The 17,183-nt window shown below is 60.9% G+C and carries 12 protein-coding genes; 6 read left to right on the top strand and 6 right to left on the bottom strand.

All coding sequences use genetic code 11. The annotated features are described in order from the left end of the window. The first annotated feature begins 146 nt into the window (after positions 1-146). From AC1RT4_RS25390 to csrA, 3 genes are all read left to right on the top strand, one after another. Positions 147-962: an SDR family oxidoreductase gene (locus tag AC1RT4_RS25390; RefSeq protein ID WP_493088762.1), complete on the top strand. Its 816-nt coding sequence runs from the start codon at positions 147-149 to the stop codon at positions 960-962. A 64-nt stretch (positions 963-1,026) separates the two neighbouring features. Continuing rightward, positions 1,027-1,359, top strand: a complete 333-nt coding sequence (locus AC1RT4_RS25385; RefSeq protein WP_493088760.1) for a YnfA family protein — start codon at positions 1,027-1,029, stop codon at positions 1,357-1,359. 138 nt (positions 1,360-1,497) lie between these two features. Beyond that, the gene (gene csrA, locus AC1RT4_RS25380) at positions 1,498-1,683 is read left to right on the top strand and encodes a carbon storage regulator CsrA (protein WP_007950875.1); all 186 of its coding nucleotides are present in this window, start codon (positions 1,498-1,500) and stop codon (positions 1,681-1,683) included. 6 nt (positions 1,684-1,689) lie between these two features. Here the strand turns inward: csrA and AC1RT4_RS25375 are convergent, their stop codons facing one another. From AC1RT4_RS25375 to AC1RT4_RS25360, 4 genes are all read right to left on the bottom strand, one after another. After that, positions 1,690-1,917 carry a YheU family protein gene (locus tag AC1RT4_RS25375; protein WP_003192759.1) on the bottom strand — a complete coding sequence of 76 codons (228 nt, stop codon included), beginning with the start codon at positions 1,915-1,917 and terminating at the stop codon, positions 1,690-1,692. 59 nt (positions 1,918-1,976) lie between these two features. Next, the gene (locus tag AC1RT4_RS25370) at positions 1,977-3,167 is read right to left on the bottom strand and encodes an osmoprotectant NAGGN system M42 family peptidase (RefSeq protein ID WP_064383427.1); all 1,191 of its coding nucleotides are present in this window, start codon (positions 3,165-3,167) and stop codon (positions 1,977-1,979) included. Between the two features lie 61 nt (positions 3,168-3,228). Next, positions 3,229-4,971, bottom strand: coding sequence for an N-acetylglutaminylglutamine synthetase (gene ngg / locus AC1RT4_RS25365; RefSeq protein ID WP_493088757.1), 1,743 nt, complete (start codon positions 4,969-4,971; stop codon positions 3,229-3,231). 3 nt (positions 4,972-4,974) lie between these two features. Further along, on the bottom strand, positions 4,975-6,747 hold the full coding sequence (locus AC1RT4_RS25360) for an N-acetylglutaminylglutamine amidotransferase (protein ID WP_493088755.1): 1,773 nt from the start codon (positions 6,745-6,747) through the stop codon (positions 4,975-4,977). Between the two features lie 296 nt (positions 6,748-7,043). Here AC1RT4_RS25360 and AC1RT4_RS25355 point away from each other — a divergent pair, with 296 nt between their 5' ends. Continuing rightward, a complete protein-coding gene (locus AC1RT4_RS25355) occupies positions 7,044-11,879 on the top strand; it encodes an NEL-type E3 ubiquitin ligase domain-containing protein (RefSeq protein WP_493088753.1) in 4,836 nt (1,611 codons plus the stop codon). 24 nt (positions 11,880-11,903) lie between these two features. On the opposite strand, the gene mnmC is transcribed toward AC1RT4_RS25355, so the two are convergent. Next, a complete protein-coding gene (gene mnmC / locus AC1RT4_RS25350; protein WP_493088751.1) occupies positions 11,904-13,883 on the bottom strand; it encodes a bifunctional tRNA (5-methylaminomethyl-2-thiouridine)(34)-methyltransferase MnmC2/FAD-dependent 5-carboxymethylaminomethyl-2-thiouridine(34) oxidoreductase MnmC1 in 1,980 nt (659 codons plus the stop codon). Between the two features lie 173 nt (positions 13,884-14,056). On the opposite strand from mnmC, the gene pap reads away from it, so the two are divergent. Next, positions 14,057-15,571, top strand: a complete 1,515-nt coding sequence (pap, locus tag AC1RT4_RS25345) for a polyphosphate:AMP phosphotransferase (RefSeq protein ID WP_262159924.1) — start codon at positions 14,057-14,059, stop codon at positions 15,569-15,571. Positions 15,572-15,673: 102 nt separating this feature from the next. Further along, positions 15,674-16,858: a thiolase family protein gene (locus AC1RT4_RS25340; RefSeq protein ID WP_493088749.1), complete on the top strand. Its 1,185-nt coding sequence runs from the start codon at positions 15,674-15,676 to the stop codon at positions 16,856-16,858. Here AC1RT4_RS25340 and AC1RT4_RS25335 read toward each other — a convergent pair. Then, positions 16,855-17,055 (bottom strand): DUF6316 family protein, encoded by a 201-nt coding sequence (locus AC1RT4_RS25335; protein WP_493088747.1) that lies wholly within the window; start codon positions 17,053-17,055, stop codon positions 16,855-16,857. The genes AC1RT4_RS25340 and AC1RT4_RS25335 overlap by 4 nt on opposite strands. Positions 17,056-17,183: the final 128 nt, after the last annotated feature.

Here is a 17,183-nt window from a genome sequence, read left to right as displayed (position 1 = left end):
GTTTTTTTAAGGTATTTGGCTCGCGTGCTTATTTCGTTTGCTGTCGCGGTTTGCCCTCGCCATTCAGCAATCTGATGGAGCGTGGGTCGTTGCGGATCCTTCGCTACACTCCGCGCATCTTCCCCGGAACAACAAGGCTGTGTGCTATGCAAAATCGCATGATGATCACTGGCGCGGGCTCAGGCCTGGGTCGCGAAATCGCGCTGCGCTGGGCGCGTGAAGGCTGGCAACTGGCTTTGTCCGACGTCAGCGAGCCCGGTTTGCAAGAGACCCTGAAACGGGTTCGCGAGGCCGGCGGCGACGGCTTCATCCAGCGCTGCGACGTGCGCGATTACAGCCAGCTCACCGCGTTTGCCCAGGCCTGCGAAGTGAAACTTGGCGGCATCGACATCATCGTCAACAACGCCGGTGTGGCCTCGGGCGGTTTCTTCAGCGAGCTGTCGCTGGAAGACTGGGACTGGCAGATCGCGATCAACCTGATGGGCGTGGTCAAGGGCTGCAAGGCGTTCCTGCCACTGCTGGAGCAGAGCAAGGGCAAGATCATCAACATCGCCTCGATGGCCGCGCTGATGCAGGGCCCGGCGATGAGCAACTACAACGTGGCCAAGGCCGGGGTTGTGGCGCTGTCGGAAAGCCTGTTGATCGAACTGGCCCAACAGGAAGTCGGGGTTCATGTGGTCTGCCCGTCATTCTTCCAGACCAATCTGCTGGATTCTTTCCGTGGCCCGACGCCGGCGATGAAAGCCCAGGTCGGCAAGTTGCTGGAAAGTTCGCCCATCACCGCCAGCGATATTGCCGACTATATCTACCAGCAAGTCGCAGCCGGCGAGTTCATGATCCTGCCCCACGAACAAGGGCGCATGGCCTGGGCGCTCAAACAAAAGAACCCGCAGTTGCTGTACAGCGAAATGACCGCGATGGCCGAAAAGATGCGCGCCAAGGCCAAACAGAACAACGGCTGAACTTGCCCGGGGTTCATCGCATCGTTAGGGTGGCCGCAACAGTCACCCTGACGAGATGTCTTGCATGCTCAATTACCTGTGGTTCTTCCTCGCCGCGCTGTTCGAAATCGCCGGTTGTTTCGCGTTCTGGATGTGGCTGCGCCAGGGCAAGAGCGCCTTGTGGGTGATCCCGGCGCTGCTCAGCCTGACCCTGTTCGCGCTGCTGTTGACGCGCATCGAAGCGACCTACGCCGGTCGCGCCTATGCCGCGTATGGCGGCATCTACATCATTGCTTCGATTGGCTGGCTGGCGGTGGTCGAGCGCATCCGTCCGTTGGGTTCGGACTGGATCGGGGTGGCGCTGTGTGTGATCGGGGCCAGTGTGATCCTGTTCGGGCCACGGTTTTCCGCGAGCTGAATCTTGCAACCATGAAGGAAACGTCTGAAGGCTTGCGCGCCCTGACGCGTAGGGAATGACTGAATTGCCCGGCGTGCATTGTAGGGCGGTCGAAACCCGCGCATCTTCAAGGCTCGCAAACCTTGAAGGACAACCCCCATGCTTGTACTCAGCCGTGTTGTCGGTGAACTGATTTCCATCGGCGACAACATCACTCTGCGCGTTCTGGCGGTCAACGGCTCCAGCGTGCGGTTCGGCGTCGAAGCGCCGGAGCAGGTCGGCGTGCATCGTGCCGAAGTCTACGAACGGATCCAGCGCAAACAGGCCAGCGGCAAGGGCCGCTGACCGTTTTCAGTCGAACAGGTGCTTGGGCACGTCGTGCTTGAGCATCAACTGGCATTGCTCGCTTTCCGGATCGAAGACAATCAGCGCCTGGCCTTTGGTCAGCGCCTGGCGAACCCGCAATACGCGGGTTTCCAGCGGCGTGTCGTCACCGTTGTCGGTTCCGTCGCGGGTGACGAAATCCTCGATCAGGCGGGTGAGGGTGTCGACTTCGAGCGCGTCGTAGGGAATCAGCATGGGCACCTCGGCTAAATCAATGTCGGGATGCTACGGCGAATGATCGCCGAGGGCCAGACTCAACTGTCCGCGCGTTGCCCCACCAGGCTGTCCACCGATGGCACACGGGTGTCGCTCTCCATCTGCGTCTCGTGCTCTATCTGATGACTGAAGCGGTCCAGTGATCCGGTGGCCGGTTGCGCATCGCTGGCAAATACCGGCGGACTCAGAATGTACGCCCCCAGCAGACGACTGAGCGCCGCGAGGCTGTCGATGTGCGTGCGTTCGTAGCCGTGGGTTGCGTCGCAGCCGAATGCGAGCAGGGCGGTGCGGATGTCGTGACCGGCGGTGACCGCCGAGTGGGCGTCGCTGAAGTAATAGCGGAACAGGTCGCGGCGCACCGGCAGTTCGTGCTCACCGGCCAGCCGCAACAGGTGCCGCGACAGGTGATAGTCGTACGGCCCACCGGAATCCTGCATCGCCACGCTCACCGCGTGTTCGCTGGAGTGCTGGCCCGGCGCGACCGGGGCGATGTCGATGCCGACGAATTCGCTGACGTCCCACGGCAGTGCCGCCGCTGCGCCGCTGCCGGTTTCCTCGGTGATGGTGAACAGCGGATGACAATCGATCATCAATTCCTGGCCGCTGTCGACGATGGCCTTCAGCGCTGCCAGCAGCGCGGCGACGCCGGCCTTGTCATCCAAGTGGCGGGCGCTGATATGGCCGCTTTCGGTGAACTCCGGCAGCGGATCGAACGCCACCACATCGCCGACGCTGATGCCCAGCGAATCGCAATCGGCGCGGGTCGCGCAGTAGGCGTCCAGACGGAGTTCTACGTGATCCCAACTGATTGGCATCTCGTCCACGGCCGTGTTGAAGGCATGCCCGGACGCCATCAATGGCAACACGCTGCCGCGAATCACACCGTTGTCGGTGAACAGGCTGACGCGGCTGCCCTCGGCGAATCGGCTTGACCAGCAGCCGACCGGCGCCAGGGTCAGACGCCCGTTGTCTTTCACCGCGCGCACGGCGGCGCCGATGGTGTCCAGGTGCGCCGAGACCGCACGGTCGGGGCTGTTTTTCTTGCCCTTGAGGGTGGCGCGGATCGTGCCGCGACGGGTCATCTCGAAGGGAATGCCGAGTTCTTCCAGCCGCTCGGCGACGTAACGCACGATGGTGTCGGTGAATCCGGTAGGACTGGGAATGGCGAGCATTTCCAGCAGGACTTTCTGCAGGTAGTTCAGATCCGGTTCGGGAATTTGGGTGGTCATGGAAACTCCTGTTGCGGGGCGTCATTCGCGCGTTGAACGCGGGAGTGACGCTGAAGAGAGATCAAACGGCCGGCTGACTGTGCGGAAACAGCAGATCGACAAACCGCTCCGCCGTCGGTTGCGGCTCATGGTTGGCAAGCCCCGCCCGTTCGTTGGCTTCGATGAACACGTACGCCGGTTGATCCGCCGCCGGCACCATCAGGTCGAGGCCGACCATCGGGATCTCCAGCGCCCGAGCTGCGCGCACGGCGGCCTCGGCCAGGGTCGGGTGAAGAATCGCCGTGACGTCTTCCAGCGTGCCGCCGGTGTGCAGGTTCGCTGTGCGCCGCACGAACAGATGCTCACCGGCCGGCAGGATGCTGCTGTAGTCGTAACCGGCCGCGTGCAGGGTGCGTTGGGTTTCGTGATCCAGCGGGATTTTGCTTTCGCCGCTGGTGGCCGCTTGCCGTCGTCGGCTCTGGGCTTCGATCAGCGCGCCGATGGAATGATGACCGTCGCCGACCACTTCCGCCGGCCGACGGATTGCAGCGGCTACCACCTCAAAACCGATCACCAGAATCCGCAGGTCGAAGCCTTCGTGGAAGCTTTCGAGTAGCACGCGAGTGTCAAACTGTTTGGCGGCTTCGATGGCCTGCTGCACTTCCTCGATGGATTGCAGATCCACCGCCACGCCTTGGCCCTGTTCGCCATCCAGCGGTTTGACCACCACTCGCTGGTACTCGTCGAGAAACGCCAGATTGTCGTCCGCATTCCCCGCCAATTGCTGTGACGGCACATTCAACCCGGCGGCTTTCAGCACGTTATGGGTCAGGCTCTTGTCCTGGCACAGGTTCATGCTGATGGCGCTGGTCAGGTCGCTCAGCGATTCGCGGCAACGCACCCGGCGCCCGCCGTGACTGAGGGTAAACAGTCCGGCATCGGCGTCATCCACTTGCACGTCGATGCCGCGCCGATGGGCCTCCTCGACGATGATCCGCGCATAAGGGTTGAACTGCGCCTCCGGACCCGGACCGAGAAACAGCGGCTGGTTGATTCCGTTCTTGCGCTTGATGGCGAATGTCGGCAGGTTGCGAAAGCCGAGTTTGGCGTAGAGGTTTTTCGCCAGACGGTTATCGTGCAGCACCGACAGATCGAGGTAGCTCAGACCGCGACTCATGAAGTGCTCGATCAGATGGCGCACCAGCACCTCGCCGACACCGGGACGCGAGCACTGTGGATCGACCGCCAGGCACCACAGACTGCTGCCGTTTTCCGGGTCGTTGTAAGCCTTCTGGTGATTGAGGCCCATGACGCTGCCGATCACCGCGCCGCTGTCGTCTTCCGCCAGCCAGTACACCGGGCCGCCCTGATGGTGCGGGGTGAGCAGGGTGGCATCGATCGGCAGCATGCCGCGCGCCTGATACAGCTGATTGATCGCCTGCCAGTCCGCGTCACTTTGCGCGCGACGAATACGGAAGCCGCGAAACACCCGGGTTGCCTGACGATAATCGCTGAACCACAAGCGCAGAGTGTCGGACGGGTCGAGAAACAGTTGAGTCGGTTCCAGCCCGAGGATCTGCTGCGGCGCGGCAACGTACAACGCAATATCGCGCTCGCCCGTCTGCTCGTTGAGCAGCTCCCGGGCAAGGCTGGCCGGGTCGGGAAAAGTGTGGCCGATCAGCAACCGGCCCCAACCGCAATGCACCGCAATCGGCTCGGCGGCCGGCTCGCTGCCGTCCTCGGCCAGACGTGCCTGCAAGCGTTCGTAGGACGGTGTCTGACCGCGCAGCAGCCGTTGGCTGTAAGCCGTGGCGTGAGGTTTCATCGATCAGATTCCTTGTTCGCTGAGCCACAGGTTCAGAGCCGCCAGTTGCCACAGCTTGGAGCCGCGCAACGGGGTCAACTGACCTTGTGGATCGGTCAGCAGTTTGTCGAGCATGGCGGGGTTGAACAGGCCGCGATCCTGACTCGGATCGAGCAACAGCTCGCGCACCCAATTCAGGGTATCGCCCTGCAAATGCTTGAGGCCCGGCACCGGGAAATAACCTTTCTTGCGGTCGATCACTTCGCTTGGGATGACCAGTCGCGCGGCTTCTTTCAACACTTGCTTGCCGCCGTCCGGCAGTTTGAATTTGCCCGGAACACGGGCCGACAATTCCACCAGTCGATAGTCAAGAAACGGCGTACGCGCTTCCAGACCCCAGGCCATGGTCATGTTGTCGACGCGTTTGACCGGGTCGTCCACCAGCATCACCGTGCTGTCCAGACGCAGAGCCTTGTCGACCGCCGCATCGGCGCCGGGCTGTGCGAAATGTTCCTTCACGAAGTCACCGGCAGCGTCATTGGCGGTCAGCCATTTCGGCTGCACCGTGGCGGCGTAATCGTCATAGCTGCGGTCGAAAAACGCCTCGCGATAGGCCGCATACGGATCGGCCGCGCCGTCCACCTGCGGATACCAGTGATAACCGGCGAACAGTTCGTCGGCGCCCTGGCCGCTCTGCACAACCTTGCAGTGCTTGGCCACTTCGCGGGACAGCAGATAGAAGGCGATGCAGTCATGGCTGACCATCGGCTCGCTCATGGCGCGGAACGCGGCGGGCAGTTGTTCGATGATTTCTCTTTCGTCGATGCGCAATTGATGGTGCTGAGTGCCGTAGTGCTTGGCGATGAGATCGGAATACTGGAACTCGTCACCGCGCTCACCGCCGGCATCCTGGAAACCGATGGAAAAGGTCGACAGGTTCTCCACGCCGACTTCGCGCAGCAGACCGACGAGCATGCTCGAGTCGACGCCACCGGAAAGCAGCACACCGACATCCACTGCCGCCCGTTGACGGATCGCCACGGCTTCGCGAGTGCTGTCGAGCACGCGGTCGCGCCAGTCTTCGAGAGTCAGGTTTTTCTCGTCGTCGTGTGGGCCGTAGGGCAGGGTCCACCAGGTTTTCTGCTCGGTGGTGCCGTCCGCTTCAATGCGCATCCAGCTCGCTGGCGGCAGCTTTTCGATGCCCGCCAGCAAGGTGCGCGGCGCAGGGACCACAGCGTGGAAATTCAGGTAATGGTTGAGCGCCACCGGATCGAGGATCGGGTTGATGTCACCGCCCTTGAGCAGCGCCGGCAGGGCCGAGGCAAAACGCAAACGCTGGCCGGTGCGCGACAGGTACAGCGGCTTCACACCGAGACGGTCGCGGGCGATGAACAGGCGCTGGGTGTCGCGCTCCCAGATGGCGAAGGCAAACATGCCGTTGAGTTTCGGCAGCAGCGCTTCGCCCCAGGCGTGATAACCCTTGAGCAGCACTTCGGTGTCGCCGCCGGAGTAGAACGCGTAACCGAGCGCTTCGAGTTCGGCGCGCAGTTCCGGGAAGTTGTAGATCGCGCCGTTGAAGGCCAGGGACAGGCCCAGCTGGCTGTCGATCATCGGCTGCGCCGAGCCGTCCGACAGGTCCATGATTTTCAGGCGTCGATGGCCCAGGGCAATCGGCCCCTGAGCATGAAAGCCCCACGCGTCGGGGCCGCGAGGGGCCAGGTGATGGGTGATTCGCTCGATGGCTGCAAGGTCTGCAGGTTGTTGATCAAAACGTAACTCGCCAGCTAATCCGCACATAAAGTCCTTACCGGTTTTTCCGTTGGGGAGGGTGTCGCTGCACCGCGCCGAAATGGCCGGTACCCAGAAACTGACCCGGCTCGGATGTGGGAGTTTTAGAACGATCAGTTATAAGCCTCTCAGCCTGACCGGCGGGCCATTAGCATCCAGGTTGATGTCGCGGGTGGTAGATAAGTATTCGAAATATACGGATTGCTGCTTGTTCGCCGGCTCGAACGGGCAGTTATTCGTGTTTTTTATTCGGTGTCGAGATCGCTAGGGTGGAGAGACCCAATAGCAATAAAGGAATATTGCCCATGTCCACTCCACCGGTATCGGTCACACCGATCACCCTCACGGAAAAACAGAAACTGAGCTTTTTGCTGGAGACCACAGGCGACCTGGAGACTGCCCAGGCCTTGCAGGAAAAACTGCCTCCCGTACTGCTCAAGGCCAATGCGGACACACTGTCAGCGTTGGACAAGGCTGCGCGGGATCTGCACGCCATTCAGGCGAAAGTCGAGAAAGAGCTTGGCCGGCTGCAACCTCTGAACAGTTTTTGCATTGAACTGTTGAACCGCAAGTTGAGCGCCCGATGGTCCGCGGTGTTCGATGTCGAGAAAGACCATCTGCAATTGCCCGGGAGCTATTGTGGATGCAAGCCCGTGGTTGCGCCGGGGGGCGGTCCGGCGGTTATTCCGTTCGCGACTCCGACGCTGCTCGAGGCTGCGATGCAGAACTTCACGGAGGACGAGGCGCAGCCCGATTATTTTCCCGAGGGCAGTGTGATACGGATCTCCAGCGCGCCTGAGGGGGTTCCTGGCCTGACGATCGCAGCGTTCGCCGCTTTTTGTCGTGAGCTGAACCTGGGGCAGCAGTATCAGCAGCATTTCCAGCAGGTGTTCGAAGTCAAGGAGGTGGATGGAAACCGGGCTGCCACCGGTCCCATGGTCCTCGACATCACCGCAATGAAAAAACAACTGCTGCAACTGGACCTGCATCTGGCGCTGCTGAGGGAACACGTTTCTCGGGAAGGTTTTCAGACGGTTCAGCGTTTGATTGATGCGGGCGGCGTCGCCAATGCCCAAAGCCTGCGGTTTCAGGAGCGGCCGCTGATCATGCAAGGGATCGAATTGCTCGAGAGTTGTATCTGGGGTGTCGTGGTGTTCTCTGAGCGTTCGATCGAGCTGGACCCGGATCAATGGTGCCTGGTGTACATGCCGGGAGATCCGGATCAACCCCTTTACGAATACACCCGTTTCACGGCGTTCCTGGCGTACCTTGAGTTCAAGCTGGGAGTGGGCAGTTACAAAAGCTATTTCACTCACTGTATCGGCGAAGGCGACAAGATCGACTTTTTCAAGACCTTCGCGGATACCGGCAGCCTGGGGCACGTCAGGCAATTGGAAATGCCTGGTCCGTTGTTCGACTTCATGCTCAAAAGTCATGTCGGCAAACTGCAACTCGACGCCCGTGTGCTCGCGGTGCCGACTGAGGATGTCGATGAGGAGGAGCGCAGGACACGTCTGCTGCATTACCTGGAAATCGGTATGACGGTCGCTAATGTGGCGGGTCTTGTGGTGCCGGTATTGGGGCAGTTGATGATGGGCGTCGCGATCGGACAGATGCTCGCGCAAGTGTATGAAGGGATCGAGGACTGGAGCCGGGGAGATCGTCAGGAAGCGTTTTCACACCTGCTCAGTGTCGCCGAGAACATTGTCCTGATGGCCCTCGTAGGGGCCGGCATCAAAGGCTTGAAATCCCTGGCGATCAAAACGGTTCGAAAACATCCTGATTTTTTCCAGCCATTCACTGCGATTCTGGACAGCAAGGGTCAGTCGCGGTTGTGGAAGCCGCAGCTGGACGCTTATGAACAGCCTCTACCGGCGGGGGCCGTCCCCGATCCCGAGGTCATGGACTTGTACCGGAGTGACGACAAGTTCTTTGTCCGTGTTGACCAACGCTTCTTTGAAGTGGTGCAGGATCCGGATTCCGACACTTGGCGGATCCGGCATCCTGTCCGTCCGGATGCTTACGCTCCGCCACTCAAACCCAATCGTCATGGAGGCTGGCGTCACGCTTCGGAGACGAGCGAACAGTGGACCGGCGCCTACACCCTCAGACGCATGGACCCGAACCTGGGGAGGCTCGAGGACAGTCGCCTGGAGATGGTCCGGCGGTTGACCGACACTCGATTCGATGAGTTGCATCGTCTGAGTGACGACAACCTGTCGTTGCCCCCGCGTTTGCGCGACATGATCGAGCGATTTGGAATCGAGCGCAGATTGCATGATTTCATTTCCGCCATGGAGCGTGGCGAGGCGACCGACGCCCGTTATGTTCAGGAGCAGTTGCACGCGTTGCCCGAACTCGCGAACTGGCCGGCTGATCGCTACATCAAGGTCGTGGACGAAAAGGGCCGTATCACCGCGACCTATCCTCCGGCATCGATTGACGATGACACAGTGAGCATCATCGTGAGCCATGAGCAACTGGAAAAAGGAGAGTTGCTGCAAGCCGTTCTGGACGGCATGTACCCCAGGGAGACTGAAGCACTGGTGGGTGCGAGCGTTGCCCCGGCTGACGCCGACGTGCAGCTGGCGAAAGTGATCGGGGCTGCGGTCAAGGCCGATCGCAGGTCGGTTTTCGATCACCTGTACAAGCAATTCGACCGCGGCGTCATCGGTGAGACGCTCAAGCTGCGCAGCGCTTTTCCCGGTTTGCCGGTGAGATATGCGCGGGAGCTGCTCAGGCGTACTCCGAGCGTCGAACGTATGCACATGCGCAGCACCGGGCGTGTGCCCATGGGGTTGGGGCAGAGGGTGCGTCAGGCCTTGAGCGATATGCGTGTGGATCGGGCACTGGCAGGTTTTTACCTGGCCGACATTGCCAGTGCCGATACCGGGAAACTGGCGATCCGGTTGTTGCCCCGGCTCGGTGGCTGGGACCCTGAGTTCTATCTGGAACTGCGGGAAAAATCGCTGAGCGGTGATGTACTGGAAACGTTGGGCGAGAAACCGCTCGTTGCTTCGAGTTCATGCACGCTGGTCAGACTCGACAATGGCTACGAAGTGTTTGGTAGCGACAGGACGTCGCTCGGCAAAGTCGAGTCCGGGCCGGAAGACCTCTATCACGCGATTCTCAAAGGCCTTTCGAAGGAGCAGCGCAAGGCCATCGGATTTGCGCAACCGACGCCGGAGGATGGCTGGCGCCTGCGCAGCAAATTGTTGGAAAGCGCTCTGGATGAGCGTGAAGGCTGTGCCCGGGTGCTGGCCGGTGGTCAGTTGCAGCCGGGGATTTCCGAGCCTGTGTGTACGCTCGCCGACTCGCCCGTCGAGCCGGCAAGGCATTCGCGTCGTTTGCTGCGCAAAGTAAAAAGGCTCTACCCGTTATTTACTGACGTACAAGCCAATGAATTTCTTGACCAGTTGGGCAGCGACCATCTCACCAGGGCGATCCGGGTTCGGCAGTTGCAAGAAGATCTCGGAAGACTGCGTGACGTGGTGGATGCCTGGAGTGGAGATGAAGCCGCCATGAGGGCATTGGGTGGTGTCTTGAGCGAAGTGCACGAATGCCGGCAGATCGTGGCGTTCGAGATCGAGGACTGTTTTCGGCGCCTGATCTTCGCGCCTGGCGAGTTCCGAAGTTCGATCTATGGCCTGACACTCGATGGCATGCGGTGCGGAAAACTACCGGTCCTGCCTGTCGGTCTGTCCTTCGACCATGTCAGGCATTTGTCCCTTCGAAACATGCATCTGGACAACGATGTCGCCTATTTCCTCAAGGCCTTCAGGCAAGTCGAAAATCTGGACCTCGATCGCAACAGACTCACCCTGTTGCCAGAGGTGATTTCCAACATGCCAAACCTCAGGCAGTTGAGTGTGGCAGGCAACCGAATTCAATTGACCGAGTATTCCCTGAGGAAATTGTCCCGGATGCGCAATCTGCAAAGCCTGAATCTGAGCGACAACCCGTTGGGTGCAACGCTGGACGTCAGTCACATGTTTGAGTTGGTGGACCTGTCTGTGCGTAACACCCGTACCACCGAGTTGCCCAAAGGTCTGGAGCGCCTGCCGAATCTGGATCGGGTGGATCTGCGTGACAACGACATTCGCGACTTGCCGGATTGGCTTTTTGAAACACCGAGAGGGTTCAGTGAAACGATCAATCTGCGCAACAACCCGATTTCGGATCCCAGCAGTATCCGACTGGACGACTATCGCAAGAAGGTCGGCGTTGGAATGGGCTATCTGGAAAACGATATTGCGCGACTGGACGAGTATACGGCGCGTTCGATCTGGCTGACTGAAACGGGCGGCACGGCGGGCTCCGCGCGTCTGCAGGTCTGGACTGCGATCAAGGATGATCCGATGTCCGAAGGGTTGTTTCATGTACTGGCAGAGCTGGGTAATACCGCTGATTCCGCGTACGTGCGTGAGGAGATGTCCCGTCGGGTCTGGGCCGTTCTGGAGGCAACGCAGGCTGATGCTGATCTGCGGGAGCAGATTTTCAACCTGGCAGCGGATCCGATTAACTGCACGGATGGTGCGGCACTGAACTTCAGCCATCTGGAGGTCGCGGTTCATACTCACAAAGTCGTGAGCGTATCCGGTGGCCGACGACCATCGGCGGCGTTGCTGCTGAGGCTTGCCCGGGATTTGTTCCGGCTTGAGCAAGTCGACCGGATAGCCGCGAAGCACGCATTGGATGAAGGATCACCCGACCCTCTGGAGGTGACGCTCGCGTATCGGACCGGGCTGGCTCAGGCATTCGACTTGCCGGGGCAACCGTCACATATGCGTTACGCGGCACTCGCCGGCGTGACGGGTGACGATCTGGTGGCGGCCATCAATCAGATCCAGACCGCTGAACTTTCACCTGAGTGGCTGAAGTTCCTGGTTCGCCAACCCTTCTGGATCGATTACATGAAAAACAGTTTTTCACAACAGTTCAATGCAGCCCGTGCACCTCACCATGAGGAAGTGCAGGCGCTGTTCGACAGGGCGCAAGAGTTCAGCTCTGCCGAATACGTGAATGAAATGAACCAATGTGCCGAGCGCCTGAAACAATCGGAGCTTGCCTCGCTCGAGCAATTGACCCAGCAGGTGCTGCGGCTGGTGGAGCGAGGGTCCTGCGTGTTGCCTGAGGCTTGATCCTTGATTGACCGGCGTCTCCCGTCATTTGCCTCGAATCAGCCGACGCAGGGCAAACCGGTTGGGATGGCACGATTCAGCCACGCTGCGGGGCAGTGGCAGCGGTTCGTTGTCGAGCCAGGCAGCCAGCAATTCGCCCGACAATGGCGCGGTGATCAAGCCGCGTGAACCGTGGCCACTGTTGACGTACAAACCGTCCAGCCACGGGCAGGCGATATCCGGCACTTGCCGGGCATCCTTGCCCAGGGCGGCAAAGGCCTGATCGAAGGCCTCCCGGTCAGCGAGAGGACCGACGATCGGCAGATAATCGGGGCTGGTGCAGCGGAAAGCGGCCCGTCCTTCAAGGCGCTCCGGATCCTGGTCCTTGATGTGCAGGCGCAATGCCAGGTCGCTGGAGATTTCTTCGAGCATCGCCAGATTGCCCAGATGCTCGGCGGTGCTCGGCGTCAGGTCATCGCTGTTGAAGGCGAAACTGGCGCCCAGTGTATGTTCGCCCAGTCGGGCGGGGGCTATATAACCTTCGGCACAGACAACCGTGGTCAGTTCCTGGCTGACTTCGGTCTGTGCCAGACGGGTGATCTGTCCGCGAATGCGCTTGAGCGGCAGTTCGGCACTTTGTGCAAAGCGTTTGATCTCGGCGGCCCCGGCGAGCACGACAACGGGGGCCTCGGCAACCAGTCGGTTGCCGTCGAAGGCTTGCCACTGGTCGCCCTCCTTGCGCAGATCAAGCACATCCTGATGGCAGAGCAATTGAATGCCAGGTTGCGCGGCCTGGGCCCGACACAGCGCTGGCGGGTGAACCCATCCACCCTGCGGGTAGAACAGGCCGCCATGGGCCAGACCGATACCGGCGCGTTGCTGTGCCTGCCGCTGATCGATCAGTTGCAGCAGATCCTCCGGGAAGGCTGCTGCCAGTTGCACCTGGCGTTCGGCTTCTTTTTCGTTGAACGCCAATTGCAGCACGCCGCAGTCATCCCAGTCGGTACCGCGTTGCAGGTTTTCCAGCAGACGTCGGGTGTAGCCGAAACCACTGACGATCAACTGCGAAAGTGCGGTGCCGTGGGCGGACAGTTTCAGGTACAGCACGCCTTGCGGGTTGCCCGAGGCTTCCTGGGCCACCGCGTCATGCCGCTCCAGCAGACTGACCAGCCAACCCCGCGCCGCGAGGCTGGCTGCCGTGGCGCAACCGGCCAGACCGGCGCCGATCACCAGGGCACGACGCTCACCGGTCAACGGAGCCGGGCGGGCGAACCACGGTTTTTCAGCTGCAGGCAATGGGACATCCTGCGGCCAGCCGAGAAATTCGCCGCGCAGGATCTCCCACTTGTGGCCGATGCCCGGCGTGCGTTTCATCTTGAAGCCGGCGGCGTTGAGCAGACGTCGTACCCAACCGGTGCTGGTGAACGTGCTGATGGTCGAGCCGGGCGCCGCCAATCGCGCCAGTTCGGCGAACAGTTCGGCGGTCCACATCTCCGGGTTTTTCGCCGGGGCGAAACCGTCGAGAAACCATGCGTCGATCTGGCCGTCCAGTTGCGGCAACTGCTCCAGTGCATCGCCGATCAGCAGCGTCAGGGTCACGCGACCGTTATCCAGAACAATGCGCTGAAACCCCTGATGAATTGCCACGTAATGCTTGAGCAACTGATCGGAGAACGGCTTCAAGTCGGGCCACAACGCCAGCGCGCGCTGCAGATCGGCGGGGCTCAACGGAAATTTTTCGACGCTGACAAAGTGCAGCCGCGCACCGGCCACCGCGTGCTGTTCGAACAACTGCCAGGCGCAGAGAAAATTCAGCCCGGTGCCGAACCCGGTTTCACCGATCACCAGTCGCCCACCCGCTGACAAAGCGGCAAAACGCTCAGCCAGACGGTTCTGCTCAAGGAACACGTAGCGGGTTTCATCCAGCCCCGACTGGTCGGAAAAATACACATCGTCGAACACTCGCGAACGCGGGCGTCCCTGGTCATCCCAGTCGAGTTGGGCGTGGGGCATTACAGGTTTCATGGCAGGCTCGGCAACGACAAGGCGGCCATTCTAGCCGATCACGCAGGCGGCGCTTGATCCATGGCAAACCTTGCCGACGATGACTCAAGGACAATCCGCCGCCGGCGGGAATTTCTGTGCCGCGTCAGAGCCCAATCCGCTAGTCTTGCTGAATCCTGGAAGGAGCCGTCCCTATGTTCGAATCCGCTGAAATCGGTCACGCCATCGACAAAGACACCTACGAAGCCGCCGTGCCCGCCCTGCGTGAAGCCTTACTTGAGGCCCAGTTCGAGTTGCAGCAGCAGAAGCGTTTCCCGGTGATCATTTTGATCAACGGCATCGAAGGCGCCGGCAAGGGCGAGACGGTGAAATTGCTCAACGAATGGATGGACCCGCGGCTGATCGAAGTGCGCACCTTCGACCAGCAGACCGATGAAGAGCTGGCGCGACCACCGGCCTGGCGCTACTGGCGGATGCTGCCGGCCAAGGGGCGGATGGGGATTTTCTTCGGCAACTGGTACAGCCAGATGCTGCAGGGCCGGGTGCACGGCTTGTTCAAGGATCCGCGACTGGATCAGGCGATTGCCGGCGCCGAGCGCATGGAAAAGATGTTCTGCGATGAAGGCGCGCTGATCTTCAAGTTCTGGTTCCACCTGTCCAAGAAACAGATGAAAGCGCGGCTCAAGGCCCTGGCCGATGACCCGCTGCACAGCTGGCGCATCAGTCCGCTGGACTGGCAGCAATCGCAGACCTACGACAAGTTCGTCAAATACGGCGAACGTGTGTTGCGCCGTACCAGCCGCGATTACGCGCCATGGCATGTCATCGAAGGTGTCGACCCGTACTACCGCAGCCTGACGGTCGGCAAGATCCTGCTCGAAGGCCTGCAAAATGCGCTGAAGCGTCCCGATGTGCACCCGCACGATGTCAGCGCCCAGCCACTGGGCTCGTCGGTGGATCAGTTGAACCTGCTCGACAGCCTCAACCTGACTCAGCGTCTGGAGAAGAAAGACTACGAAGAGCAATTGATCACCGAACAGGCGCGGCTATCGGGGCTCATGCGCGACAAACGCATGCGTCGTCACGCGCTGGTGGCGGTGTTCGAAGGTAATGATGCGGCGGGCAAGGGCGGTTCGATTCGCCGGGTCGCGGCAGCGCTCGATCCGCGCCAATACAGCATCGTGCCGATTGCCGCGCCGACTGAAGAGGAAAGGGCGCAGCCGTATCTGTGGCGGTTCTGGCGGCACATCCCGGCGCGGGGCAAATTCACCGTGTTCGACCGCTCGTGGTATGGCCGGGTTCTGGTGGAGCGGGTCGAGGGCTTTTGCAGCACCGCCGACTGGATGCGTGCCTATGGTGAAATCAATGACTTCGAGGAGCAACTGGCCGATGCCGGTGTGATCGTGGTCAAGTTCTGGCTGGCGATCGACAAGGACACGCAGATGGAGCGATTTCAGGAGCGCGAAGAAATCCCGTTCAAGCGTTTCAAGATCACCGAAGACGACTGGCGCAACCGTGACAAGTGGGACGCCTACCGCGCCGCCGTCGGCGACATGGTCGACCGCACCAGCACCGAAATCGCGCCGTGGACCCTGGTCGAGGCCAATGACAAGCGCTGGGCCCGGGTCAAGGTGCTGCGTACGATCAACCGGGCGCTGGAAGAAGCTTTCGAAAAGTCCGACAAGCGAGCCAAAAAGCACAAGGACTGAACCGATGGGCCCGCATACGCGAGGTGAATGATTGTCGCGGTCGGCGATTGGGTGGACTTATGCTCGGTCCACTCTCAACCGACTGCAACAATGAGGTATGCCATGCGTGAAGTGGTGATCGTCGACAGCGTACGGACCGGCCTGGCCAAGTCCTTTCGCGGCAAGTTCAACCAGACCCGTCCCGATGACATGGCGGCCCATTGCGTCAATGCGTTGCTCTCGCGCAACGACATCGACCCGGCCAGCGTCGAGGACTGCATCGTCGGCGCCGGTTCCAACGAAGGCGCCCAGGGCTACAACATCGGCCGCAACGTGGCGGTGCTCTCGCAACTGGGCACCGGCACTGCCGGCATGACCCTCAACCGTTTCTGTTCGTCGGGCTTGCAGGCGATTGCGATTGCCGCCAACCAGATCGCGTCGGGTTGCAGCGACATCATCGTCGCCGGCGGCGTCGAGTCGATCAGCCTGACCCTGAAAAGCGTCAACACCGATCACCTGATCAACCCGTTGCTCAAGCAGCAGACCCCCGGCATCTACTACACCATGGGCCAGACCGCCGAGGTGGTGGCGCGCCGTTATGGTGTCAGTCGCGAGGTGCAGGATCGTTACTCGCTGCAAAGTCAGATCCGTACCGCCCAGGCGCAGGCAGCCGGCCTGTTCAACGATGAAATCGTGCCGATGGCGGTGAAGTACCGCGTTGAAGACAAAAACAGCGGTGAAGTGCAGATCCTCGACGGCATCGTCGATCACGACGACTGCAACCGCCCGGACACCACCTATGAAAGCCTCGCCGGGTTGAAACCGGTGTTCGCCGAGGACGGTTCGGTGACTGCCGGCAACTCGTCGCAGTTGTCCGATGGCGCCTCGATGACGCTGGTGATGAGCCTGGAGAAAGCCCTGCAACTGGGGCTCAAGCCGAAGGCGTTTTTCCGTGGGTTCACCGTGGCCGGTTGCGAGCCGGACGAAATGGGCATCGGTCCGGTGTTCTCGGTGCCGAAGCTGCTCAAGGCCAAAGGCCTGCAGGTGGCGGATATCGATCTGTGGGAATTGAACGAAGCGTTCGCCTCGCAGTGTCTGTACGCCCGTGATCGTCTGGAAATCGACAACGAGAAGTACAACGTCAACGGCGGCTCGATTTCCATCGGTCACCCGTTCGGCATGACCGGGTCACGGCAGGTCGGGCATCTGGTGCGCGAGTTGCAGCGGCGCAATCTGCGTTACGGGATCGTGACCATGTGCGTGGGCGGCGGGATGGGCGCGACCGGGTTGTTCGAAGCCGTACGCTAGACCGGCCTGCCGGAATCCATCAATTGCATCCGCGCGATGTACGCGCGGATTTCCTGCTCGGCTTTCTCGGGGCTGTCGAACGGCCCTTCGAGGGTGTTTTCCCGGGTGCTGAAATACAGTTCGCCGTTGACCCGGCACACGCGGTCGCTGCGAAAGTGCGTGGCGGGGGCGGGATCCTGGGCGCGCATGCCTAACATGACGGGGTCTCCTTGGTGAGTGATATCCCGGGCTGGATCCAATCAGCTTATGCCTGAACCACTTACCTTGCCCGGGCAGCCGATCAACGGCCCATCGTCAATTTTCTGCTGCGACCTGCACAGTTTCA

The organism is Pseudomonas sp. GW821-FHT11D10, from assembly GCF_058808435.1.
Note: the sequence above shows the minus strand (reverse complement) of the source record. Positions and strands in the feature narration are given on the sequence as shown.